18 protein-coding genes are annotated in these 19,769 nt (G+C 27.3%); 1 reads left to right on the top strand and 17 read right to left on the bottom strand.

All coding sequences use genetic code 11. From position 1 onward, the window contains the following. Positions 1-111: 111 nt before the first annotated feature. The 11 genes from ACTNAO_RS04970 to ACTNAO_RS04920 all read right to left on the bottom strand — a co-directional run bounded on the left by ACTNAO_RS04970 (position 112) and on the right by ACTNAO_RS04920 (position 11,829). On the bottom strand, positions 112-1,308 hold the full coding sequence (locus ACTNAO_RS04970; RefSeq protein WP_441026870.1) for a metallophosphoesterase: 1,197 nt from the start codon (positions 1,306-1,308) through the stop codon (positions 112-114). Positions 1,309-1,324: 16 nt separating this feature from the next. Further along, positions 1,325-3,127, bottom strand: a complete 1,803-nt coding sequence (locus tag ACTNAO_RS04965; RefSeq protein WP_441026868.1) for a DUF975 family protein — start codon at positions 3,125-3,127, stop codon at positions 1,325-1,327. Between the two features lie 83 nt (positions 3,128-3,210). Beyond that, on the bottom strand, positions 3,211-4,362 hold the full coding sequence (locus tag ACTNAO_RS04960) for a DHHW family protein (protein ID WP_441026866.1): 1,152 nt from the start codon (positions 4,360-4,362) through the stop codon (positions 3,211-3,213). Positions 4,363-4,372: 10 nt separating this feature from the next. Continuing rightward, positions 4,373-5,776, bottom strand: a complete 1,404-nt coding sequence (locus tag ACTNAO_RS04955) for an MBOAT family O-acyltransferase (RefSeq protein ID WP_441026864.1) — start codon at positions 5,774-5,776, stop codon at positions 4,373-4,375. 15 nt (positions 5,777-5,791) lie between these two features. Next, complete coding sequence (locus tag ACTNAO_RS04950; protein ID WP_441026862.1) at positions 5,792-6,268, bottom strand: DUF4358 domain-containing protein; 477 nt, start codon at positions 6,266-6,268, stop codon at positions 5,792-5,794. After that, complete coding sequence (locus tag ACTNAO_RS04945) at positions 6,261-7,199, bottom strand: GDSL-type esterase/lipase family protein (protein WP_441026860.1); 939 nt, start codon at positions 7,197-7,199, stop codon at positions 6,261-6,263. Before ACTNAO_RS04945 ends, ACTNAO_RS04950 begins: the two co-directional genes overlap by 8 nt. 125 nt (positions 7,200-7,324) lie before the next feature. Continuing rightward, a complete protein-coding gene (locus ACTNAO_RS04940) occupies positions 7,325-7,573 on the bottom strand; it encodes a hypothetical protein (protein WP_441026858.1) in 249 nt (82 codons plus the stop codon). A 58-nt stretch (positions 7,574-7,631) separates the two neighbouring features. After that, complete coding sequence (locus ACTNAO_RS04935; RefSeq protein ID WP_441026856.1) at positions 7,632-8,153, bottom strand: ABC transporter permease; 522 nt, start codon at positions 8,151-8,153, stop codon at positions 7,632-7,634. Between the two features lie 400 nt (positions 8,154-8,553). Further along, complete coding sequence (locus ACTNAO_RS04930; protein WP_441026855.1) at positions 8,554-9,513, bottom strand: helix-turn-helix transcriptional regulator; 960 nt, start codon at positions 9,511-9,513, stop codon at positions 8,554-8,556. 822 nt (positions 9,514-10,335) lie between these two features. Further along, positions 10,336-10,857, bottom strand: a complete 522-nt coding sequence (locus ACTNAO_RS04925) for a hypothetical protein (RefSeq protein WP_441026853.1) — start codon at positions 10,855-10,857, stop codon at positions 10,336-10,338. A 117-nt stretch (positions 10,858-10,974) separates the two neighbouring features. Beyond that, the gene (locus tag ACTNAO_RS04920; RefSeq protein ID WP_441026851.1) at positions 10,975-11,829 is read right to left on the bottom strand and encodes an AraC family transcriptional regulator; all 855 of its coding nucleotides are present in this window, start codon (positions 11,827-11,829) and stop codon (positions 10,975-10,977) included. Between the two features lie 117 nt (positions 11,830-11,946). On the opposite strand from ACTNAO_RS04920, the gene dapF reads away from it, so the two are divergent. Continuing rightward, on the top strand, positions 11,947-12,816 hold the full coding sequence (gene dapF, locus ACTNAO_RS04915) for a diaminopimelate epimerase (protein ID WP_441026849.1): 870 nt from the start codon (positions 11,947-11,949) through the stop codon (positions 12,814-12,816). Between the two features lie 28 nt (positions 12,817-12,844). Here the strand turns inward: dapF and trpS are convergent, their stop codons facing one another. The 6 genes from trpS to ACTNAO_RS04885 form a co-directional block, all read right to left on the bottom strand. Next, entirely contained in the window at positions 12,845-13,903 is a 1,059-nt protein-coding gene (gene trpS / locus ACTNAO_RS04910) for a tryptophan--tRNA ligase (protein WP_441026847.1), read from the bottom strand. 68 nt (positions 13,904-13,971) lie between these two features. Then, positions 13,972-14,196: a hypothetical protein gene (locus tag ACTNAO_RS04905; protein WP_441026845.1), complete on the bottom strand. Its 225-nt coding sequence runs from the start codon at positions 14,194-14,196 to the stop codon at positions 13,972-13,974. A gap of 121 nt (positions 14,197-14,317) precedes the next feature. Continuing rightward, positions 14,318-15,940 carry a phosphoenolpyruvate--protein phosphotransferase gene (ptsP, locus tag ACTNAO_RS04900; RefSeq protein ID WP_441026843.1) on the bottom strand — a complete coding sequence of 541 codons (1,623 nt, stop codon included), beginning with the start codon at positions 15,938-15,940 and terminating at the stop codon, positions 14,318-14,320. A 161-nt stretch (positions 15,941-16,101) separates the two neighbouring features. Continuing rightward, positions 16,102-17,988 carry a PTS fructose transporter subunit IIABC gene (locus tag ACTNAO_RS04895; protein ID WP_441026842.1) on the bottom strand — a complete coding sequence of 629 codons (1,887 nt, stop codon included), beginning with the start codon at positions 17,986-17,988 and terminating at the stop codon, positions 16,102-16,104. Positions 17,989-18,037: 49 nt separating this feature from the next. Beyond that, positions 18,038-18,943 carry a 1-phosphofructokinase gene (gene pfkB / locus ACTNAO_RS04890; RefSeq protein ID WP_441026841.1) on the bottom strand — a complete coding sequence of 302 codons (906 nt, stop codon included), beginning with the start codon at positions 18,941-18,943 and terminating at the stop codon, positions 18,038-18,040. Beyond that, positions 18,921-19,697, bottom strand: coding sequence for a DeoR/GlpR family DNA-binding transcription regulator (locus tag ACTNAO_RS04885; protein ID WP_441026839.1), 777 nt, complete (start codon positions 19,695-19,697; stop codon positions 18,921-18,923). Before ACTNAO_RS04885 ends, pfkB begins: the two co-directional genes overlap by 23 nt. Positions 19,698-19,769 lie beyond the last annotated feature (72 nt).

Below are 19,769 nucleotides of genomic sequence, written 5' to 3'. Positions count from 1 at the left end.
TTATCTGTTACTATATCCTAAATTATCTGCTTATATGTTAATATACCGCCATAAATAAATCATTCATAAGCGGTTTTTAACTGCTTATGCGACGCCCTTTAAATTTAGAATTTAATTAAATTCAACATTTATTATCATAACTTCACTATCAGTAAATAATCTCATATATGGACCATATATTCCTACTCCTGATGTTACAAAACTATACATGTTATTTTTCTTTAACATTCCATTATAATTTTCCCATGCTAATGGTTGAACTAAAGTAAGTGGGAAAAATTGTCCTGCATGAGTATGTCCACTTAACATTAAATCAACACCACTTTCTGATACTTCCTGAAGCTTAGCTGGTTCATGCTCAATTTCAATAATTGGTTTTGATTTATCTAAATCTTTTGTCATATCTTCTATAGACATTCTATTAGATGTACCATCCCCTGGTTTTTCTGCATCTAATCTACCTATAAGGTAAATAGAATCATTTGCTATTGTTGTAACATCATCAGTAAGAACTTTTATGTTGCTATCTAGTAAAAATTGTTCCATTCTATCATCTCTAAAAGCATTTTCTTTAGATGCTATTGAAAATCCTCCTACAAGGGATTCAGTTACATCATGATTACCAAATACAGCATATACACCATATTTACTATCAATAGAAGAAAGTAAACTTTTCAATTTTTCAGGATCATCTAGTGCATCATAATTATTGTCAAATATATCACCTGCAACAACTACTAAGTCAACATCATTCTCATTGATTATGTTAACCATTTTTTCTATCATTTCAGTTCCTATACTATATCCCATATGAAAGTCTGCTACAAGAGCAATTTTTAAAGAGCTTTGCTCTTCTACTTTTTTATTTACTGTAACATCATAAGATCTTGTAGTTACCTTTCTTGCATGAACAAAACCACATATACTAAATATAAAACTACATAAAATAACTACTGAACCTATTATATAATATCTCTTTTTTTGTTGCAAAATACTTATTTTTTTCTTTTTATTTATTAATTTTAAAATTAAAACTAATATATCTGCTAATAGCAAGAAGAAAATTATACATATAAATGTTCCAAGCCAATAATTGCTTATTTTCTTAATAAATATTTGTATTTCACTTCTAGGTAACAATGAACCTAAAAATATTGTACTTGATAATATTATGTATCCAAAAAATATTAATGCCTGAGTCCATAAGTGTTTAAAACAGGATGCTACACCTTTAAGCCAGTGTATTATTCTCCATAATACATATACACTTAATAAAATAAATGCTAACCCCATAAATGCAATGAACATATTTTATCACCCCTCTTTATATATTTTCAAAATACTGTATCTGTTCAATCTTTGCATAATCAGTAATTCCTTTTCCCTTATTAGGATGCTTTACTGAATATCCCATATCAACAAAAAATATAAGAGAAAGAACAATGCACAAAGTTATAATAACTTTACTGTTCATCTTTCTTATTAAATTATCAAGAAGGGGTGCTACTAAATATACAACTAGCATTCCACCTATTCCAAATATAAGTAATCCTTCTGCACATATTCTTCCATGTAAATTAAGGAAATAACCAGTATAATCCCACCACTTAGTTCCATTGTTTACTGTTTCTAAATAATAAGCAGTAAAATATTCAACAAATCCACATAATACAATAGCTGATATAAATTCTAAAAGTGGATATTTTCTTAATTTATTTAAAATGACTAAGATTAATGTGCCTCCAAATCCATAAATAGGTACGTATGGTCCATGCATTATACCTCTATTTACAAATTCTCCATCAGTAATTAGGTGAAAACTTACTTCCCATGTCCAACCAATAAATGAGAAAACAAAAAACATAAGTATTAAAGAAAACATGCTGTAATGACGCATATAATGTATAAGTTCTACTGTTTTTTTCTTATTACTTTTAGAAACTTCATATAATCTTTTAGGATATGCCCTTCCTTCTGCAGCAGCTTTTAATGTTCCTATTTTTATTTTCTTTTCCTCTACTGCTTCATATAATTTTTCCTTTTCATTATTAAATAAAGTTACTCCAAATAATTTAGTAAATATATTTGTTTCTTCAGGCTTAGGCATATTTTCTAATTCTTGAATTTCTTTAGTTATATCACCATAAGCATTATTTATTATTTCCTTGCTTGCTTTTTCAAATAAATATTTATCATTTAATAATTCACTATTTTTGATTTTTTTATCTTTAGCTTCATTTCTAAGCAATGCATAATATTCACTAATTGTAGCTATTTTATAAGGATTTGAAAATAATAAACCAGATAAGCCCATTGTTAAAATATCTAATATTCCCCATCCTATAAATGAAATTTCAAGTTTAAAGCATTCCCATTTGTGTCCATTCATCATATTTCTTGATAATGTAATAGCATCAAATGTATTAATATTAGGATTTTCAGCTATAATATATGGAACCATATAATACGAATATCTCTTTACAAATATTCCAACAATAGTAAAACACCATAATACATATAATATTTCTTCAACACACATAGTCCATGCTGTTTTTAGCCATTTTCTTGTTTTTTTAAGATACAAAACATTGTCAATAGACACACTTTCATAGGTTTTTCCTTCCATGAAAATTCTAGACATTATTACCGAATATGTGTTGGTAAATAAGAACCAAAACATAAAAGAAATAATCATACTTCCTGCAATTAATATTATATATGTAATATTAGGTGCACCAAATATAGAATTTAATCCAGCTGCTATTGTAATTAAATAAGACCTTGAAGTAACAGCATTTACAACTGATGCAAATACCCCTTCATCTCTAGCTAATATTTTGTTTTCACCTTTTTCAGAAGTGATTTTTTCTTCATTTTCTTGTTTTCCATTATTTGATGATTTTTGTAAAACTGATTGTATCATTTTTTCATTTACACCAATTAAACCAGTATAACCATCCTCATCAATAGATTCATCAGAAAAATTAGTAGGATTTTTAACAAAATCAAGTGATCCTATAAAATCTGTTCCTAAAACTCCAGCAATTAAACATATAGCTACAAAAATACCATAATGCTTTTTTACTGATTGCCTTGCACTTTTCTTTATCCCCTTTCTATCAAGCATATATAGCCCTCCCATATTTAATTATAATTACTTAATACTGTAGTCGATTGGAATAATGATGTTAATAAATTAGTCTCCCATATTTAATTATAATTACTTAATACCTCACATAAATTATTATCAGTTGCAAATGTATTATAATTATACAAAAATAATACATCAGCTTCTTTACCTGCTTCCTTCATTACATCATTAATGTTGTCACAATAATATCTTGGATCAACCATGTAAATTTTAGAATAATTTTGAGTTAAAAATGGCACAAAACTATTTGCATAAGAATCTTTAAATATAACAATACTTTTATTACCTTCTGCAACTGTACTTATTTTTATAAGAGGATGATTGCTTTTAAAAAATACACTGTATTTATCAGTTTTACTTAAATAAGATGTATCATAAAATGTTCCTGTAACCTCTTTTTCATCTACATATTCTACAATATTTTGCCTTTCATCTTCACCTTTAGGCAAGTAAATGTTTATTTTATCAGGTTCCTTTACACTATGTAAGCTTTTTGAAAAAAGCGTTCCATAAAAAGAATCTGTAACCTCTAAACAATCATAATTGTCCAATGTATAGGGTTCAATAGAAGCTTCACTACAAAAATCTGTATAACCTAAATATGCCCCTAAAGTTGTCCAGTGATGGTCTGTTTTATAATATATATATTGTTCACTATTTTTCACCAAAGAATCGTAAGGAGATATAAATTTAAGTTTTTCAGGCATCTTATCTTTTATTTCCTTTTCTGATAGTTGTTCATCTACTATTGGTGCATTATCAGGTAATTTATCTTTATAAATTGTAGCTGATGTAGGAACTAATTCAAAATAAAAGTTCATATCATTATATTGTTCCATAAATTTTTTAATAGAATCAATATTATTATTTACTCTTTCTTCATTTAGTTCACTAATCTTTTCAAAAAGGAAATCATCCTTTCCAAAATATATACCATTATTTTCTTTCTTTAATGTTACAGAATCACTTGATGATTTTAATTTAATGAAATTATCCCTAATAAAAAATTGATCATTAATATAGCTTTCTAATTTACTTTGATATCTACCACTTACTATATTATCTATATCAAATTTAGGTTTCTTTTTTAATGTCCTATTTTCAAGTTCTGATTTATCTGAATCACTTTTAAACATATTTATAGTAAAAAATGAAAATAAAATAACTAGAAAAATAAGTCCATTAATCTTATAATAATTTGTTTTCTTCATAATTTACCACCTAAAATCTAAAATAAAGAAATGGGTTATAGCTATCATTTAATAAATAAGCTGTAGAAATTATCATTATAATAATTTGTAATGCCATAATAACTGTATAGGATAATGTATTTTGCTTCTTTTTTATATTTTTCATAATCCTTGCAAATATAGGTGTAGATGCAATAATACATAATATTAATACAATTAAATTCGAAGAGAAATAATACTTAAAACTACTATCAATAAATGGATTTCCAAGTAACCCAAACATTCCTTTTATGTATAAAAATGCTTTACTAAAATCTACTGAAGCAAAAAATACCCATCCAATAATAACACAGAACATTGTATACATTCTTTTTACTATATTGGGCAGTTTTGCTAAAATATCTTTTAATACAAATTTTTCTATTAGCAAAAGAATACCATAATAAAATCCCCAAGCCATAAAATTAAAACTTGCTCCATGCCATAAACCTGTAAGTGTCCATACAATTAATATATTTCTACATTGTTTAGCTATACCATTTCTGTTACCTCCAAGGGGTATATATACATATTCCTTAAACCATGTGCTTAATGAAATGTGCCATCTTCTCCAAAACTCTGTTATACTCCTTGAAATGTATGGATAATTGAAATTCTTAGGAAATTTAAATCCAAACATATATCCAAGGCCTATTGCCATATCCGAATAACCACTAAAATCAAAATAAATTTGAAATGTATATGATATTATCCCAAGCCATAATAAAAGAACACTGCTGTTTTCATAACTTTGAGAACTTATAGTGTCCCATACAATTCCAATGTTATTTGCTAAAAGTACCTTTTTCCCAAGTCCAAAAATAAACTTTTCTACACCATAACCAAATTTACTTAAGGACTCTTTCCTTTTAATTATTTCCTTTTCCACATCATGATATTTAACTATTGGTCCTGCTATAAGCTGTGGGAACATTGTTACATAACATCCAAAGGTTATAATATTTTTTTGTACTTTCACCTTTTTTAAATATACATCTACCACATAAGATAATGTTTGAAATGTATAAAATGAAATACCTATAGGCAATGCCAATTTCTTATAAGATATATTTAAACCAAATATACTATTTAAGGTATCTAGAAAAAATCCTGAATATTTAAAATATCCAAGTATTGATAAGTTGGCCACAATGGCAAGTATCAAAATAAATCGTTTCTTTTTCTTTTCTTTATATTTATCAATTAATATTGCAAGAATATAATCCATTACTGTTGTAAATATCATTAAAAAAACGTATTTTACTTCTCCCCAAGCATAAAAAAACAAACTTGCAGCTAAAAGAATAAAATTTCGTATTTTTTTAGGACTAAAAAAATAAATTAAAATTGTTATAGGCAAAAAAACATACATAAATAATATGCTACTGAATATCATAAATAATAACTCCCCTTAATGTTGTTTTAAAATATCCTTAAAATTCTTTTTAATGCTTTCTGCATTTTTAGATATTACAAAAAATACAATGTTATCTTTTATGTATAATTCATAATCTTGAACAATAGAATACTGTTCAGGTGCATAATCTTTAAAAATATTTCCCTGATTTTCTACTCTTGCATCAATTGATTCTTCAAGAAGATCAATATCACTTTCATTTTTTACCTTAACAATCAATATTTCATTTACATCCATATTAGAATTAGGAAGCTTAAGAATAACCTGATCATAATCATTTATATTAAGCCCATAATATCTTTTAAATTCCTTGCTTGCCCCATCCTTAAATATTTCATCACTATCATTTTCCATAATACTTTTTACAGCTTCATTCAAATCTACATTTTGTATATCATTACTACAACTATAAATATTTAAAGATATGAAAAATAAAATAGCAACTGACAATAATCTTAAACTCTTATTCACTTTCATCTTCTCCTAAATCAAGTGATATAAGCCTATTTAACCATATAGGATAAAACTTAGCTACAGCATGTATACCATCTTGCTCGTAAAGGGAAGGATTATTATCATAAATATCTGTAATATCAACATATGTATAATCATTTGCCCTGCATATTTCTTTTATGTATCCATTAGCCTTAGAAACTCTGTCTCTGCTTAATGCAGGTGTTCTTGAAGATGCCTTACCATTTACATACATGGTAGACATTACATATATATTTGTATTTTCAAGCTTAGAAGATACAATTTTAAGAAGTTCTTCATAAGCCACTTTAAAATCTTTTACGTCACCAAAACATTCTAAATCATTCATTCCAAATAACAAATATAAATTTGTAGGATTTTTTGCAATTATAGTATTAATATCATCCTTTGCAAGCATAACATTTTTTCCTTTTACTGCTACAGTCTCATTATCACTTATAAAATCATATCCAACAAGTGCTTCTGAAAGAGAATCTCCCCAAAAAACTGAATCATTGAAATAAGTTTTATAATCACTGCTTGAAGAATCTAATATTTCTCTTCCAAGCTGTAACTTTTCTTCATCATTTTGTTTCTGCTTGTTCTTTGAAATTGTATGCTGAATAGCTGCAATATCTGCATTTTCTAAATTTGCAACTTTTTCTACATTGCTATTTATAATTTCCGCCTTTCCATCTTTTGCCAATCTATTATAAAAATGCAGTGAAGAAGTAGTTACAATAATTATTACAGCTACCCACATGCATTTTCTTATAATCATTTTCCTTTTATATTTTTTTCTTTTATATGCAGCCTTTACTTTTGCCTTACGTCTATTAACCTTGTTATAGTCATAAGCCCCATTATTTTCATAGGCTAAATTTTCATATAAAGAATTATCGTAATCTAATTTAATATTTTCCCTCATAATATCTCCTATGCTTATACTACTTTTAATAGTTACAGTAAAAAACACTATTTTACTACATTTAACATTATAATACTTTTTTCAAACATTTTAAACATAGGTTTGTAAGAAAATGAGCGAAAAATTTAATTAGCTGTTTTCTGTATAATTTTGCCGTCCACTATCTTATATACTTTATTACATTTTTGAGCTAAATTAATATCATGAGTTACAATAATTATTGTTTTTCCTTGTTTATTCAATAAAAAATCAACTTTGTTATCTTCTTCAATATATTTAACTAATTTTTCTTCTACATCATCAACTTTTTCTTCTTTCTGCAAATCAATATAATTATTCAATTTGATGCTAAATAATTGTTCACTGCTATACATATTCTTTAAATATCTTGAATCAGCATTAGATTGATCAAAACTGCTAACTAAAAATCAACTATCTCCTTATTGCTTTTACTAAAGAATTTATATTTATGTATACTATATCATCATATCCTGTTTTTCTTTTGTCATTACCCATTACACCAATAACTTTATATCTAACAGAATCAATGCTAATATATTTATCACCAGCTAATTCATATATATCTTTAATATTCTTTCCAATAATGCAATATGTTTCTTTAGTGTTTAATAATCTATTTATATCTCCATAAATCATAGGCACATTAACTTCTTCTGACGATGCTATAGCATACACATTCTCTTTACTATTAATTAGTGCTTGCACTATATATTTATCATTTATTTCTATGCAATCTAAAATATCCCTATTATAAAGTCCACCTGATGACTGAATTTTATATTTTTTACATTGGGGTGTTGTAATACCATAATTTTTTATATATTCAATTTTACTTTTTTCACTGTAGGTTGTAGCTAAAGCAAATAATAAAATTATTAAATAATAACCTAATATTACAAACCAATTTCGTCTAATAAATCTAATTATTTTCATTTTTATCTCCAAAAAATCTATACAAAAACATCTTTTTTTACCAGTAAGAATTAAATTTAGTTTAACTTTATCAAGTAATATTGGGTATGTCAAGAAAAAATGTTTTATATTTCATTTGTATGGTTAAACAGTACATATCTCAAGCTCAACTGCCAGAATAAAATTAAATAAATAAATAACACCCTCTTTTTCGAAGGTGTTATTGACATACATTTTTATATTCGTAAGCAAAAGCATAATAGGTCTTTCTTTTAAGACAAATAACTCAAATTATTATCATGAAAATTAATTTACAGGTAAAATTTCACAGCCTCTAATTTCTGTAATAATATTGGCAACAACAATTATTCTAAATTTATTTTTTATTAATTTTTTTGCTCAAAACAAATAATCCCTTATACTAATCCAGCATCTCAACCAAATCTCCCTGGCTCCTTATCCACATATCTATTCCCTTACCAAAAACCTCAGCACTTACTATGAACTTGCCATCTTCTTCAGATAAAATCCTTGCTGTAGGCAATCTATCAAGTATAGAATCTATATCATTACCAGAATATTTGAATTTAATTTTTTGTAATTTACCACCATACATAAATTGAATTCTTTTCCTAAACTCACCCTCTTCAAATCTACTACTGTATGGCATATGAAATCTTTCATCTAATACTTTTAATTTTTCAATTCTATCAACTCTATAAATTGTAGGAAATGAATCATCTAATGTTTCAAAATGTTGTCTTACTTTTTTATCTTCAATAAATGCTGTTAAATAAAAATAATATTCAGAAAACATAATAGCTACAGGCTTCAATTTTCTTTTAACAATTGTTTTATCTTTGGCTCTAAGATAATCAATCTCTATATATTTACATTTTTGAATTGCCTGACCTAAAGTCCATAATTTATCAATGAAGATTCTTCCATGATGTGGCTCACAATAATGAAATTCTTCATTTTTTATTAAATTTCTTATTAAATCCTTATTTTCTCTTGGAACACAACAATCAATTAATTTTGCAAGCATATCCTGCATTTCTTCTTTTGTAAATGCTCTACTATCCAACAAAATCTTACATATTGCAAGTATCTGACTATTTGTTAATTTTGAACTAGAACTTTCTTCTAAACGATATCCACCACACTTTCTATCATAAATAACATTAGTTAACAATGCTTGCTCATCAGTTTCTAATTCAAGATAATTTCTAATATCATCAATATCTCTTTGGATACTACGTTCATTTACACCATATTTATTTGCTTCTTCAATTTTATTAATCACATTACCATTTTTAAGTCTTGTATATATTCCCAGTGTTCTTTTTATTTTTCCTGTTTTATCATCTATTGTAACCACCTCCTTTGTTATATTATTAGTATACTAATTTACTTAGACATTTTCTGTCATGTTTATCCTTATAAATAAATAGTTAACACATTATTTAAAATTTGACAGTAAAGTATATTTTTATTACAAAAAAACTATAACCTTAATATTAAAAGTTATAGAATTTGTCATACCAAAAAGTATATATTTTATTTAATTATCATAAATATTTTTAATTACAATGTCTTTAGATATACTAATAATTATATATATTATCACCTATGGCAATTACTATTAAACAATTACTGTTAATACTTTGCATTATAGATACTAAAACACTTTCAGGAACACTTATGCAGCCATAAGTACCATTTCCTGTAGAACAATGAAAAAATATTGCTGATCCTAAACCTGGAATACATGAAGTATTATAATTTACAACTATACCATATGCATATTGGCTTTGATAAGATATTAAATGTTCTGCTGAATTCCAATCTTGAGGTGTATTACTAGTTAATCCACTAGCATTTGCTAATGAATCAGACTCTACAGATGTATTCTTTTGACTTTGTTGAGCCTGCTGTTGTTCTGATTCAAGTTTTGCCTGTGCTTCAGCTGCTAATTTAGCTTCTTCTTCTTGCTTTATTTTATTACCTATTTCTTCATTAACTTTTTACTGTACGTTTAATATATTTGATGCATATAATAAGGGTACTCCAATAATTAATACCAATATTAATGCTATAATTCCCTTTAATTATTTTGATTTTTTTATCTTCTGTAATAACTTTTCTTTAAATTTCACTCACCTAATCCCCCATATATTCACATTAATAAATACCCTTATATTTAATTATATACTGATTCAATGTAATATTTATCTTGATATTTTATTATGTCTACTAAATTACTTTTATCTAAAATCCAATTATCATTTCCATCTATTCCTGTACCAGCATTCCAAATATTACTGCAAGAACCTACTGATTTTTTTATATCATAAATAATATCTACTGTAAATTTATTTTTATCTGTAGATACTACTGACACATTTTTTATTTTAAAATCTTCAAATGTAAGTTTATTGCTATCTTTTATATCTCTTTCCTGATTATATTTCCAATTAGTTTCATTTATATGTATGTATTCTTGAAATAATTTTGTTGCAATTTTAATTTTTGTTTCATCGCCTATATCTATATTACTCACTTCTAATGGTAACTTTTGTTTTTGCTCATCTTCCTTCAAATTTGTTATAGTTTTCAAAGAAGAGTTTAATTCCTTAGTCTTATTATATGAGTATACACATAATACTAAATTAAATAAAATACTAACCACTAAAATAATTCTAATTATATTCTTTTTAAGCATATTGTTCTCCTTAACTTGTAACAAATAATTTTATCCATATTATTTCATAATATACTTTATATGTCAAATAAAGTATACTTTTAATTAGAAAATTTAATTACTTAATACAAATTAATATTAAAAATGCTCTAATAATGAAATATCTTTTGGTGATACATTAAATTTATTTTTGAAATTTCTAAAAAATGTAGAATAATTTTTAAAACCAGAATAAAAACAAGCATCAGTTAAAGAGTATCCTTTTAATATAAGAGACCTAGCTTTAAAAAGTCTCTTTTCTGTAATGTATTGTATTATGGTATATCCTGTTTCTTTTTTAAATAGATGCATAAGATAAGATCTATTTAAATAAAAACTTGCAGCTAAGTCATTTATATTAATATCAGAAGATAAATTATCATTTATGTATGATAATACTTCTAGCACTTTCTTATTTGAAATAGCTTTAGATGATATTTTTAAAAAATTATTTTTTATATATTTATTAAGAAGAACCATAAATTTTATAAATATAGCATCTCTATAAATATTATTTAAAACATCCGTATTTTCAAAAGAACTTTTAAGTTCATCAATTTCATAATATAAATTAGATATTCTATTATTATAATTAATTATATTGGCTTTATTCTTAGATGCATTAATAAAACAAAAAGATAAATCAAAATTCTTTTTATTACATGAATGAAAAAATTCTGGTGATATATAAATTACTATTCTTTCATAAGGAGTATCATCATGAATTACAGGTTTGTGAATTTCAGATGGGTTAACAAGCACAATATCATAAGCATTTAAATTATAAGATTTACCTTCAATGTGATAAGTTACATTTCCATTTATAAATATTAATATCTTAAAGAAGTCATGATAATGATATTTAAATATTTTTTTATGTTTGTCTATTATATGAAAAATTTTAAAATTACTATTTAAATAACCTGTTTTCTTATACAAATTTAAATCAGCCAAATTCCTCACTCCTCTTTTAAATTATAGCACTATTTACAATAAAATAAGCATAATTTATATATTTATTTAAAATTATCGCAAGTAAAATAAAGGTAAATTAAGTTTTGGAGGTATAATATGAATTTAAGATTTGAAAAATATAATGGGTTAGGAAATGATTACCTTGTTTATGATTGTAACAAAAATAGTAAAAAACTAAATACAGATGCAATAAAATTAATATGCAACAGAAATTTTGGTTTAGGTTCTGATGGAATTTTAATTGGCCCTATAATAAAAAATAATAAAATATCTGTTAAAATAGTTAATCCTGATGGAAGTATAGCAGAAAAAAGTGGCAATGGTGTTAGAATATTTGCAAAATATTTAAAAGATGCAGGTTATGTTAAAGAGAATGAATTTAACTTAAATACATTAGGTGGTTTAGTAAAAGTAAAATATTTAAATAATAAAGGAACATTAATGACTGTTTCTATGGGGAAATTATCATTTGATAGTAATGATGTAGGAACCATAAATACACCACAAAAAACTGTAAATATACCCCTAATTTTTGGAGATAAATCATATAAATGCACATGTGTTTCTATTGGAAATCCTCATTGTGTTATTCCAATGAAAGAAATATCAAAAGAAAAAGTATGCGAAATAGGAAGATTCTCTGAAACAGCAAAATATTTTCCAAATAGAATAAATACTCAAATAGTAAAAGTAATAGATAGAAATAATATAAGCATTGAAATATTTGAAAGGGGTGCAGGTTATACTCTTGCTTCAGGAAGTAGTAGCTGCGCAGCTGCAGGTGCAGTTTATAAACTAGGTCTTGTAGATAATGACATTACAGTTCATATGCCTGGAGGCAGTCTTAAAATTCAAATTGAAAAAGATATGAATGTTTTTATGACAGGCACTGTTTCTTATGTAGGAACAATGATTCTTAGTAATGAATTTTTTAACAATATAAAAAATATAGATAGATTTGCGTAAAAGCAAATCTACCTATATATTATATTTTCTATTTAAAATTCATTTCTTCGAAATAATTAATTTTCATAGCACGACGTACATCTGTTAATGTTTCTTCAGCTTTTTTCTTTGCAATTTCACTACCTGCTCTTAAAATTTCATACACTTCTGGAATGCGCTTTTCCCATTCATTACGTCTTTGTCTTATAGGCGCAAGTTCTTCTTGTATTATGCTATTTAAAAATTTCTTTACCTTAATATCACCAAGACCACCTTTTGTATAGTGTTCCTTTAATTCAGCTAAATTATTATACTCTGGTAAAAATTCTTGAAAATGTTCGTCACGACAAAAAGCATCAAGGTAAGTAAAAACAGGATTATTTTCAACATTGCCTGGATCTTGAACTCTTATATGATTTGGATCAGTAAACATTGACATAATCTTTTTCTTTATTTCTTCAGGCTCATCAGAAAGATATATACAATTTCCAATAGACTTACTCATTTTAGCTTTACCATCTATTCCTGGTAATCTTAAGCAAGCAGCATTATCTGGCAAAATAATACTAGGTTCTGTTAATGTTTCACCATATACTGAATTAAACTTATGAACTATTTCTTTACATTGTTCAATCATTGGCATTTGATCTTCTCCAACGGGTACAGTTGTTGCCTTAAAAGCTGTAATATCTGCTGCCTGACTTATAGGATAACAGAAAAATCCAACTGGAATACTTGCTTCAAAATTCTTTTGTTTAATTTCAGCTTTTACTGTAGGGTTTCTTTGAACTCTTGAAACAGTTACAAGATTCATATAATAAACTGTTAATTCTGTAAGTTCTGGAATCATTGATTGAATAAATATAGTTGATTTATTAGGATCAATTCCACAAGCCAAATAATCAAGTGCAACTTGAATTATATTTTTTCTTACTTTTTCTGGATTCTCTGCATTATCAGTAAGTGCCTGTGTATCAGCAATCATAATATAAATTTCATCATATATATTTGAATTTTGCAATTTGACACGTTCTTTAAGTGAACCAACATAATGTCCTACATGAAGTTTTCCTGTTGGACGATCACCTGTTAAAATTACTTTTTTCATAATCACCATTTCCTTTCATTGTCATTAAATTAAAATTAATGACATTTCACAAACATAATTTGATTATATTACTCCACTTTAACAGCGTCAACTTTTACCTCTTTCTTAATAAATTGCCTATAAAAAATAATACCTACTAAAGATGTTATAACTTCTGTTGTTGGAAATGTAAGCCAAAAATAGTTAAGTCCTAGTTTAGAAAAAATATAACCTAACGGAACAAAAAGAACTACTGTACGTATAATTGTAAGCATTGAACTTTTTAATGCATAACCTACAGATTGAGCAAACATAACAGGTGTGCAATTTTAAATAAAATTTTACTTATTCTTTCTGTACCAAAAAAATCCCCATTCACTTCCATATTTTCTCCTGTTTTTAAATAAGGACTGCTAAAAAGCAGTCCTTAACTTATTATTCTTGTTCTATTATAACCTTCTTAGCATTAAGTATTGATGTAGCACTCATTGAAAATTCATCTAAGCCATATTCTACTAATGTTGGAATTGCAGCTTCATCTCCTGCCATTTCTCCACACATTCCTACCCATTTGCCATGCTTATGCGCTCCATCTATTGTCATTTTTATAAGTCTTAAAACTGCTGGATGCATTGGATTATAAAGATATGATACCTTTTCACTCATTCTATCTGCAGCAAGTGTATATTGAATTAAATCATTTGTTCCTATTGAGAAGAAATCAACATGCTTTGCAAGTTCATCAGCCATTACTGCAGCAGCAGGTATCTCTACCATTATACCCCATTTTATTTCTTCTGAATACTTAATTCCTTCTGATTTAAGTTCTTCTTTACATTCTTCTACTACTTTCTTTGCATCTAAGAATTCTTGAAGTCCTGATATCATTGGAAACATTACACAAAGGTTACCATATACTGATGCTCTAAGTAATGCTCTAAGCTGTACTTTAAATAAATCCTTCTTATCTAAACATAATCTTATTGCTCTATATCCTAAAAATGGATTCATTTCTTCTGGTAATGGCATATATGGAAGCTTTTTATCTCCTCCAATGTCTAAAGTTCTTATTACAACTTGCTTGCCATTCATTTTTTCTAGCACATGCTTATAACTTTCAAATTGTTCCTCTTCTGTTGGAGCATTTTCTCTATCCATATATAAGAATTCTGTTCTGAATAAACCTACTCCATCTCCACCATTTGCTATTACTCCATCTACATCTTCTGGTTTTCCTATATTACCACATACTTCTATTCTCTTGCCAGATTTTGTAGTAGTTTTAACTTCTATAAGCTTCTTTAATTCTTCTTTTTCTTTATTAAAGTTTTCTTCTTTTTGCTTATATTCTTTTATTATATCCTCTGAAGGATTTATGAAAACATCTCCTGTTATTCCATCTACTATAACAGTATCACCATTTTTTACTGATGATGTTATATCTGAAAGACCAAGTACTGCAGGAATTTCAAGTGTTCTTGCCATTATTGCTGCATGTGATGTTCTTCCTCCTATATCAGTTATAAAACCTATAACCTTACTTCTGTCAAGTCCAGCTGTATCTGATGGTGTTAAATCATGAGCAACTACTACAGTGTTGCTATCAGAAATTTCCATTTCATCTCCACCCTTACCTGCAAGGTTTAAAATAATTCTTTTAGATACATCTTTTATATCTGCAGCTCTTTCCTTCATATATGCATCTTCCATTGAATCAAATATAGCGACAAATGTGTTTGTAACATTTTCTACTGCCTTAAGAGCATTCACTTTGTTATTTTCTATTTCAAGAGCCATTGCTCCAGTAAATTCAGGATCATCTAATAATGTTATATGAGCTTCAAAAACTGCTGCTTTTTCTTGGCCCATTTCCTTCATTGCTTTTTCTTTAACTTTTTCAAGCTGACTTTTTGAAGCAGCTAATGAATCTTCAAGTAATTTCTTTTCACTTTCAACATCTTCTACTGTGCTGTCTGTAATAATAATCTCTTCATTCTCTTTTAAAAACACTTTTCCTATAGCATATCCTCTTGAAGCCGCTATACCCTTTTTGTTCATAATCCTATTCCTCCTCGAAAATGTTAATATATTTATACTCGAATATTAGCATTAATACCACTATATTTGTGGTATTAATGCTATATAAATAAGTTAATTAATTTGTCTTTTATAGTCAAGTACTATTTGCTTTATTTTTTTATATTTAATTAAAAATGTTATTATTTTGCTGATTTTATTGGTTTTTTAAGCAATGCAAGGATAAACATACCAACTATTGAACCTAATGCTATTGATAATAAATAGTATAATGGATTACCAACAACTGCTACTACAAATATACCTCCATGAGGAGCTCTAAGTGTACAATCAAATGCCATTGATAATGCTCCTGCAACTGCTGAACCTGCAACACATGCTGGAATAACTCTTATAGGATCTGATGATGCAAATGGAATTGCACCTTCTGTTATAAATGATAATCCCATTACATAGTTAGTAATACCTGATTTTCTTTCACTTTCTGTAAATCTATTTTTGAAGAAAGTTGTGCAAAGTGCTATTGCAAGTGGTGGAACCATACCACCAGCCATTACTGCTGCCATTATGTCATAATTTCCTGAAGCAATGGAAGCTGTACCAAAAACATATGCTGCTTTATTTACAGGGCCACCCATATCAACTGACATCATACCACCAAGTATTATTCCAAGAAGTATTTTACTAGTACCACTCATAGCATTTAGTCCATTAGTCATCCAATCATTTATAGCTGCAACTGGTGGATTTATAATATAAGTCATGCATAAACCAATTAAAAGTATTCCAAAGAATGGATATAAAAGCACTGGTTTTAAACCATCTAAAGCATTTGGTAATTTATCAAATAATTTCTTTAATCCAAGAACTAAATATCCTGCTGCAAAACCTGCAATAAGTGCTCCTAAAAAGCCTGAGCCACCACTACTTGCAATTGCACCACCTACAAATCCTACTGCAAGAGCTGGTCTATCTGCTATACTCATTGCAATAAATCCAGCAAGTATAGGCAACATAAATCCAAAGGCTGTACCACCAGTTGTTTTAAAGAATGCTGCAACTGGAGTATTCATTCCAAAATTTGATGGATCAATTGAATAGTCATCTAAAAGAAATGCTAATGCTATTAATATTCCTCCACCAATTACAAATGGTAACATATGTGATACACCATTCATTAGGTGTTTATAAATAGTTCTTCCTATTCCTTCTTTTTCCTCATCTTCATTATCTGCTTCCTTCGAATTATTTCCAGAATGATAAACATGTGCATCACCATTTATGGCTTTTGTAATTAATTCCTCTGCTTTGTTTATACCATTTGAAACTTTAGTTTGAATAACCTTTTTTCCATCAAATCTATCCATTTCAACTTGCTTATCTGCTGCTACAATAATACATTCTGCCTCTTTAATTTCCTGCTTTGTTAAAACATTTTTAGCTCCACCAGAGCCATTTGTTTCAACCTTTATTGTAATGCCCATTTCCTTAGCCTTTTTTTCTAAACTTTCTTGAGCCATATATGTATGTGCAATTCCTGTTGGGCAAGCTGTTACAGCTAAAATTCTATAACCTTCCTGTGGTTTTTCTTTATTTTCTTCCTCTTGAAATTTTTCTTTTTCCTTATCATTAATTAGTTTTAAATATTCATCAACTGATTTTGCATTAATAAGTTGTTCTTTAAAATCTCCATCCATTAACATAGTAGAAAGTCTTGCAAGAACCTCTAAATGAAGATTATCAGCTTCCTTTGGTGCTGCTATCATAAAAAATAACTTAGCAGGTTCACCATCTAATGAATCATAATCAACACCATCTTTAACTACCATTGAACTAAGTCCAGCTCTAGTAACAGCTTCAGTTTTTCCATGTGGTATTGCAATTCCATCACCAATTCCAGTTGAGCTTAATTCCTCTCTATCAAGGACTGCTTTTTTGTATATTTCCTTATTTTTTAGATTACCAGACTTATCCATTAAGTCTACTAATGTGTCTACTGCTTCCTGTTTATTGGAAACCTTTACGTTAAGTGCAATTGAATCTTTTTTTAATAAATCAATAATACGCATAAAAATCACTCCTCTTTACCTTTAGTTTTTTTATAAAATCCCCTTATTATTATAATGTTTTGTATAAATTATAAGCTTCCTCTTTAGTTGCAAGCTTATCTGAAAATGCACTAGCACTTCCTGTAGCTACAGCCATTTTAAATGCTTTTGTCAATTCTTGACTATTTTCAATATATCCATGTATAAATCCAGCTACCATTGAGTCCCCAGCTCCTACTGAGTTTTTAACAATTCCTTTAGGTGCCTTACTTTGAATTATTTGACCATTTTCACCAACTAATATAGCTCCATCACCAGCCATTGAAATTAATACATTTCTAGCACCCAAATCTTGAAGCTTTTTAGCATATTTAATAATATCTTCATTTGTATTTATTTCTACTTTAAACATTTCAGCTAATTCATGATTATTTGGTTTTATTAAAAATGGATTATATTTAAGTACATTTAATAAAAGATCTTTAGTTGCATCAACTACTACTTTTATATTTTTTTCTTGAAGCATTTCTAAAATATTTTCATATATATTACTTGGAAGTGAACTTGGAATACTTCCAGCAAGCACGAGTATATCTCCTTCTTTAATTTCATTAATTTTTTTATAAAGTTTTTCTATGTCTTCATTTGAAATTTCAGGTCCTGCACCATTAATTTCACTTTCAATAGTTCCTCTAAGCTTTACATTTATCCTTGAAAGTCCTTTGTCTAACTTTATAAAATCACTTTGGCAACCTATTTCTTTTAATTGATCTTCTATTTGTTTTCCTGTAAAACCTGCTATAAACCCAAGAGCATTACTATCATTTCCTAAGTTTTTAAGTACCATGGAAACATTAATTCCTTTACCTCCAACAAAAATCTGTTCTTTTTCTGATCTATTAACAGATCCTTGTTTAAAGTTTTCTATATCCATCACATAGTCTAATGATGGATTAAATGTTACTGTATAAATCATCTTTTTCCACCTCCACTACATTTAAATTGTTTTTTAATTTAGAATTACTAAGTTTTGTTGTAATAATAGTTCCTGCATTTAATGATGCAAATGTTACAGAAAATACTTTTCCAAACTTGCTTTTATCTGCAAGTATATAAACATTTCTGCATTTACCTATTGCAGCTTCTTTTACAATTGATTCATTAACATCTGGTGTTGTAAATCCTGCTTTTTCACTAATTCCATTAGTTCCAAAAAAGCCTTTTGTAAAATTAAACTTATTTAAATTCATAACTGCCTCAGTTCCAACTAATGCTTCAGTAGATGATTTAAGTTCACCTCCTAAAATAAAAACTTTAAACCCTCTAGCAGAAAGTTTTTTAGCATGTTCTATTCCATTAGTTACAAAGATTGCTCCCTTTTCTGTTATGTAATTTATCATATATTCAGTAGATGTACCTGCATCAATATAAACAAAATCTTTATCCTTTATTAGCTTTGCCCCATATGAAGCAATTTTAATCTTTTCTTTTTTATTTAATTGATATTTTGATTTTACATCCTTCTCTTCAACTATTAATTCATTGTCTAATTCTAGTGCTGTAGCGCCACCAAATACTCTATTTAATTTTCCCATTTCATCGAGAGTTTTCAAATCTCTTCTAATGGTTGACTCTGATGTATTTAAAGCTTCTACAAGTTCAACTACAGTAACTGCTTTCTTTACATTTAAAATATTTAAAATTTTATTGAACCTTTCTTTTGATAACATTTACATCACCTCCTTGTCATTATAATATATCTTTTTTCTTTCAAAGTCAAGCATAAATAATCATTTTCTTTC

The organism is Clostridium sp. HCP1S3_C6 (assembly GCF_052066735.1).
GTDB lineage: Bacteria > Bacillota > Clostridia > Clostridiales > Clostridiaceae > Clostridium.
This window is presented reverse-complemented; position numbering and strand designations above follow the sequence as displayed.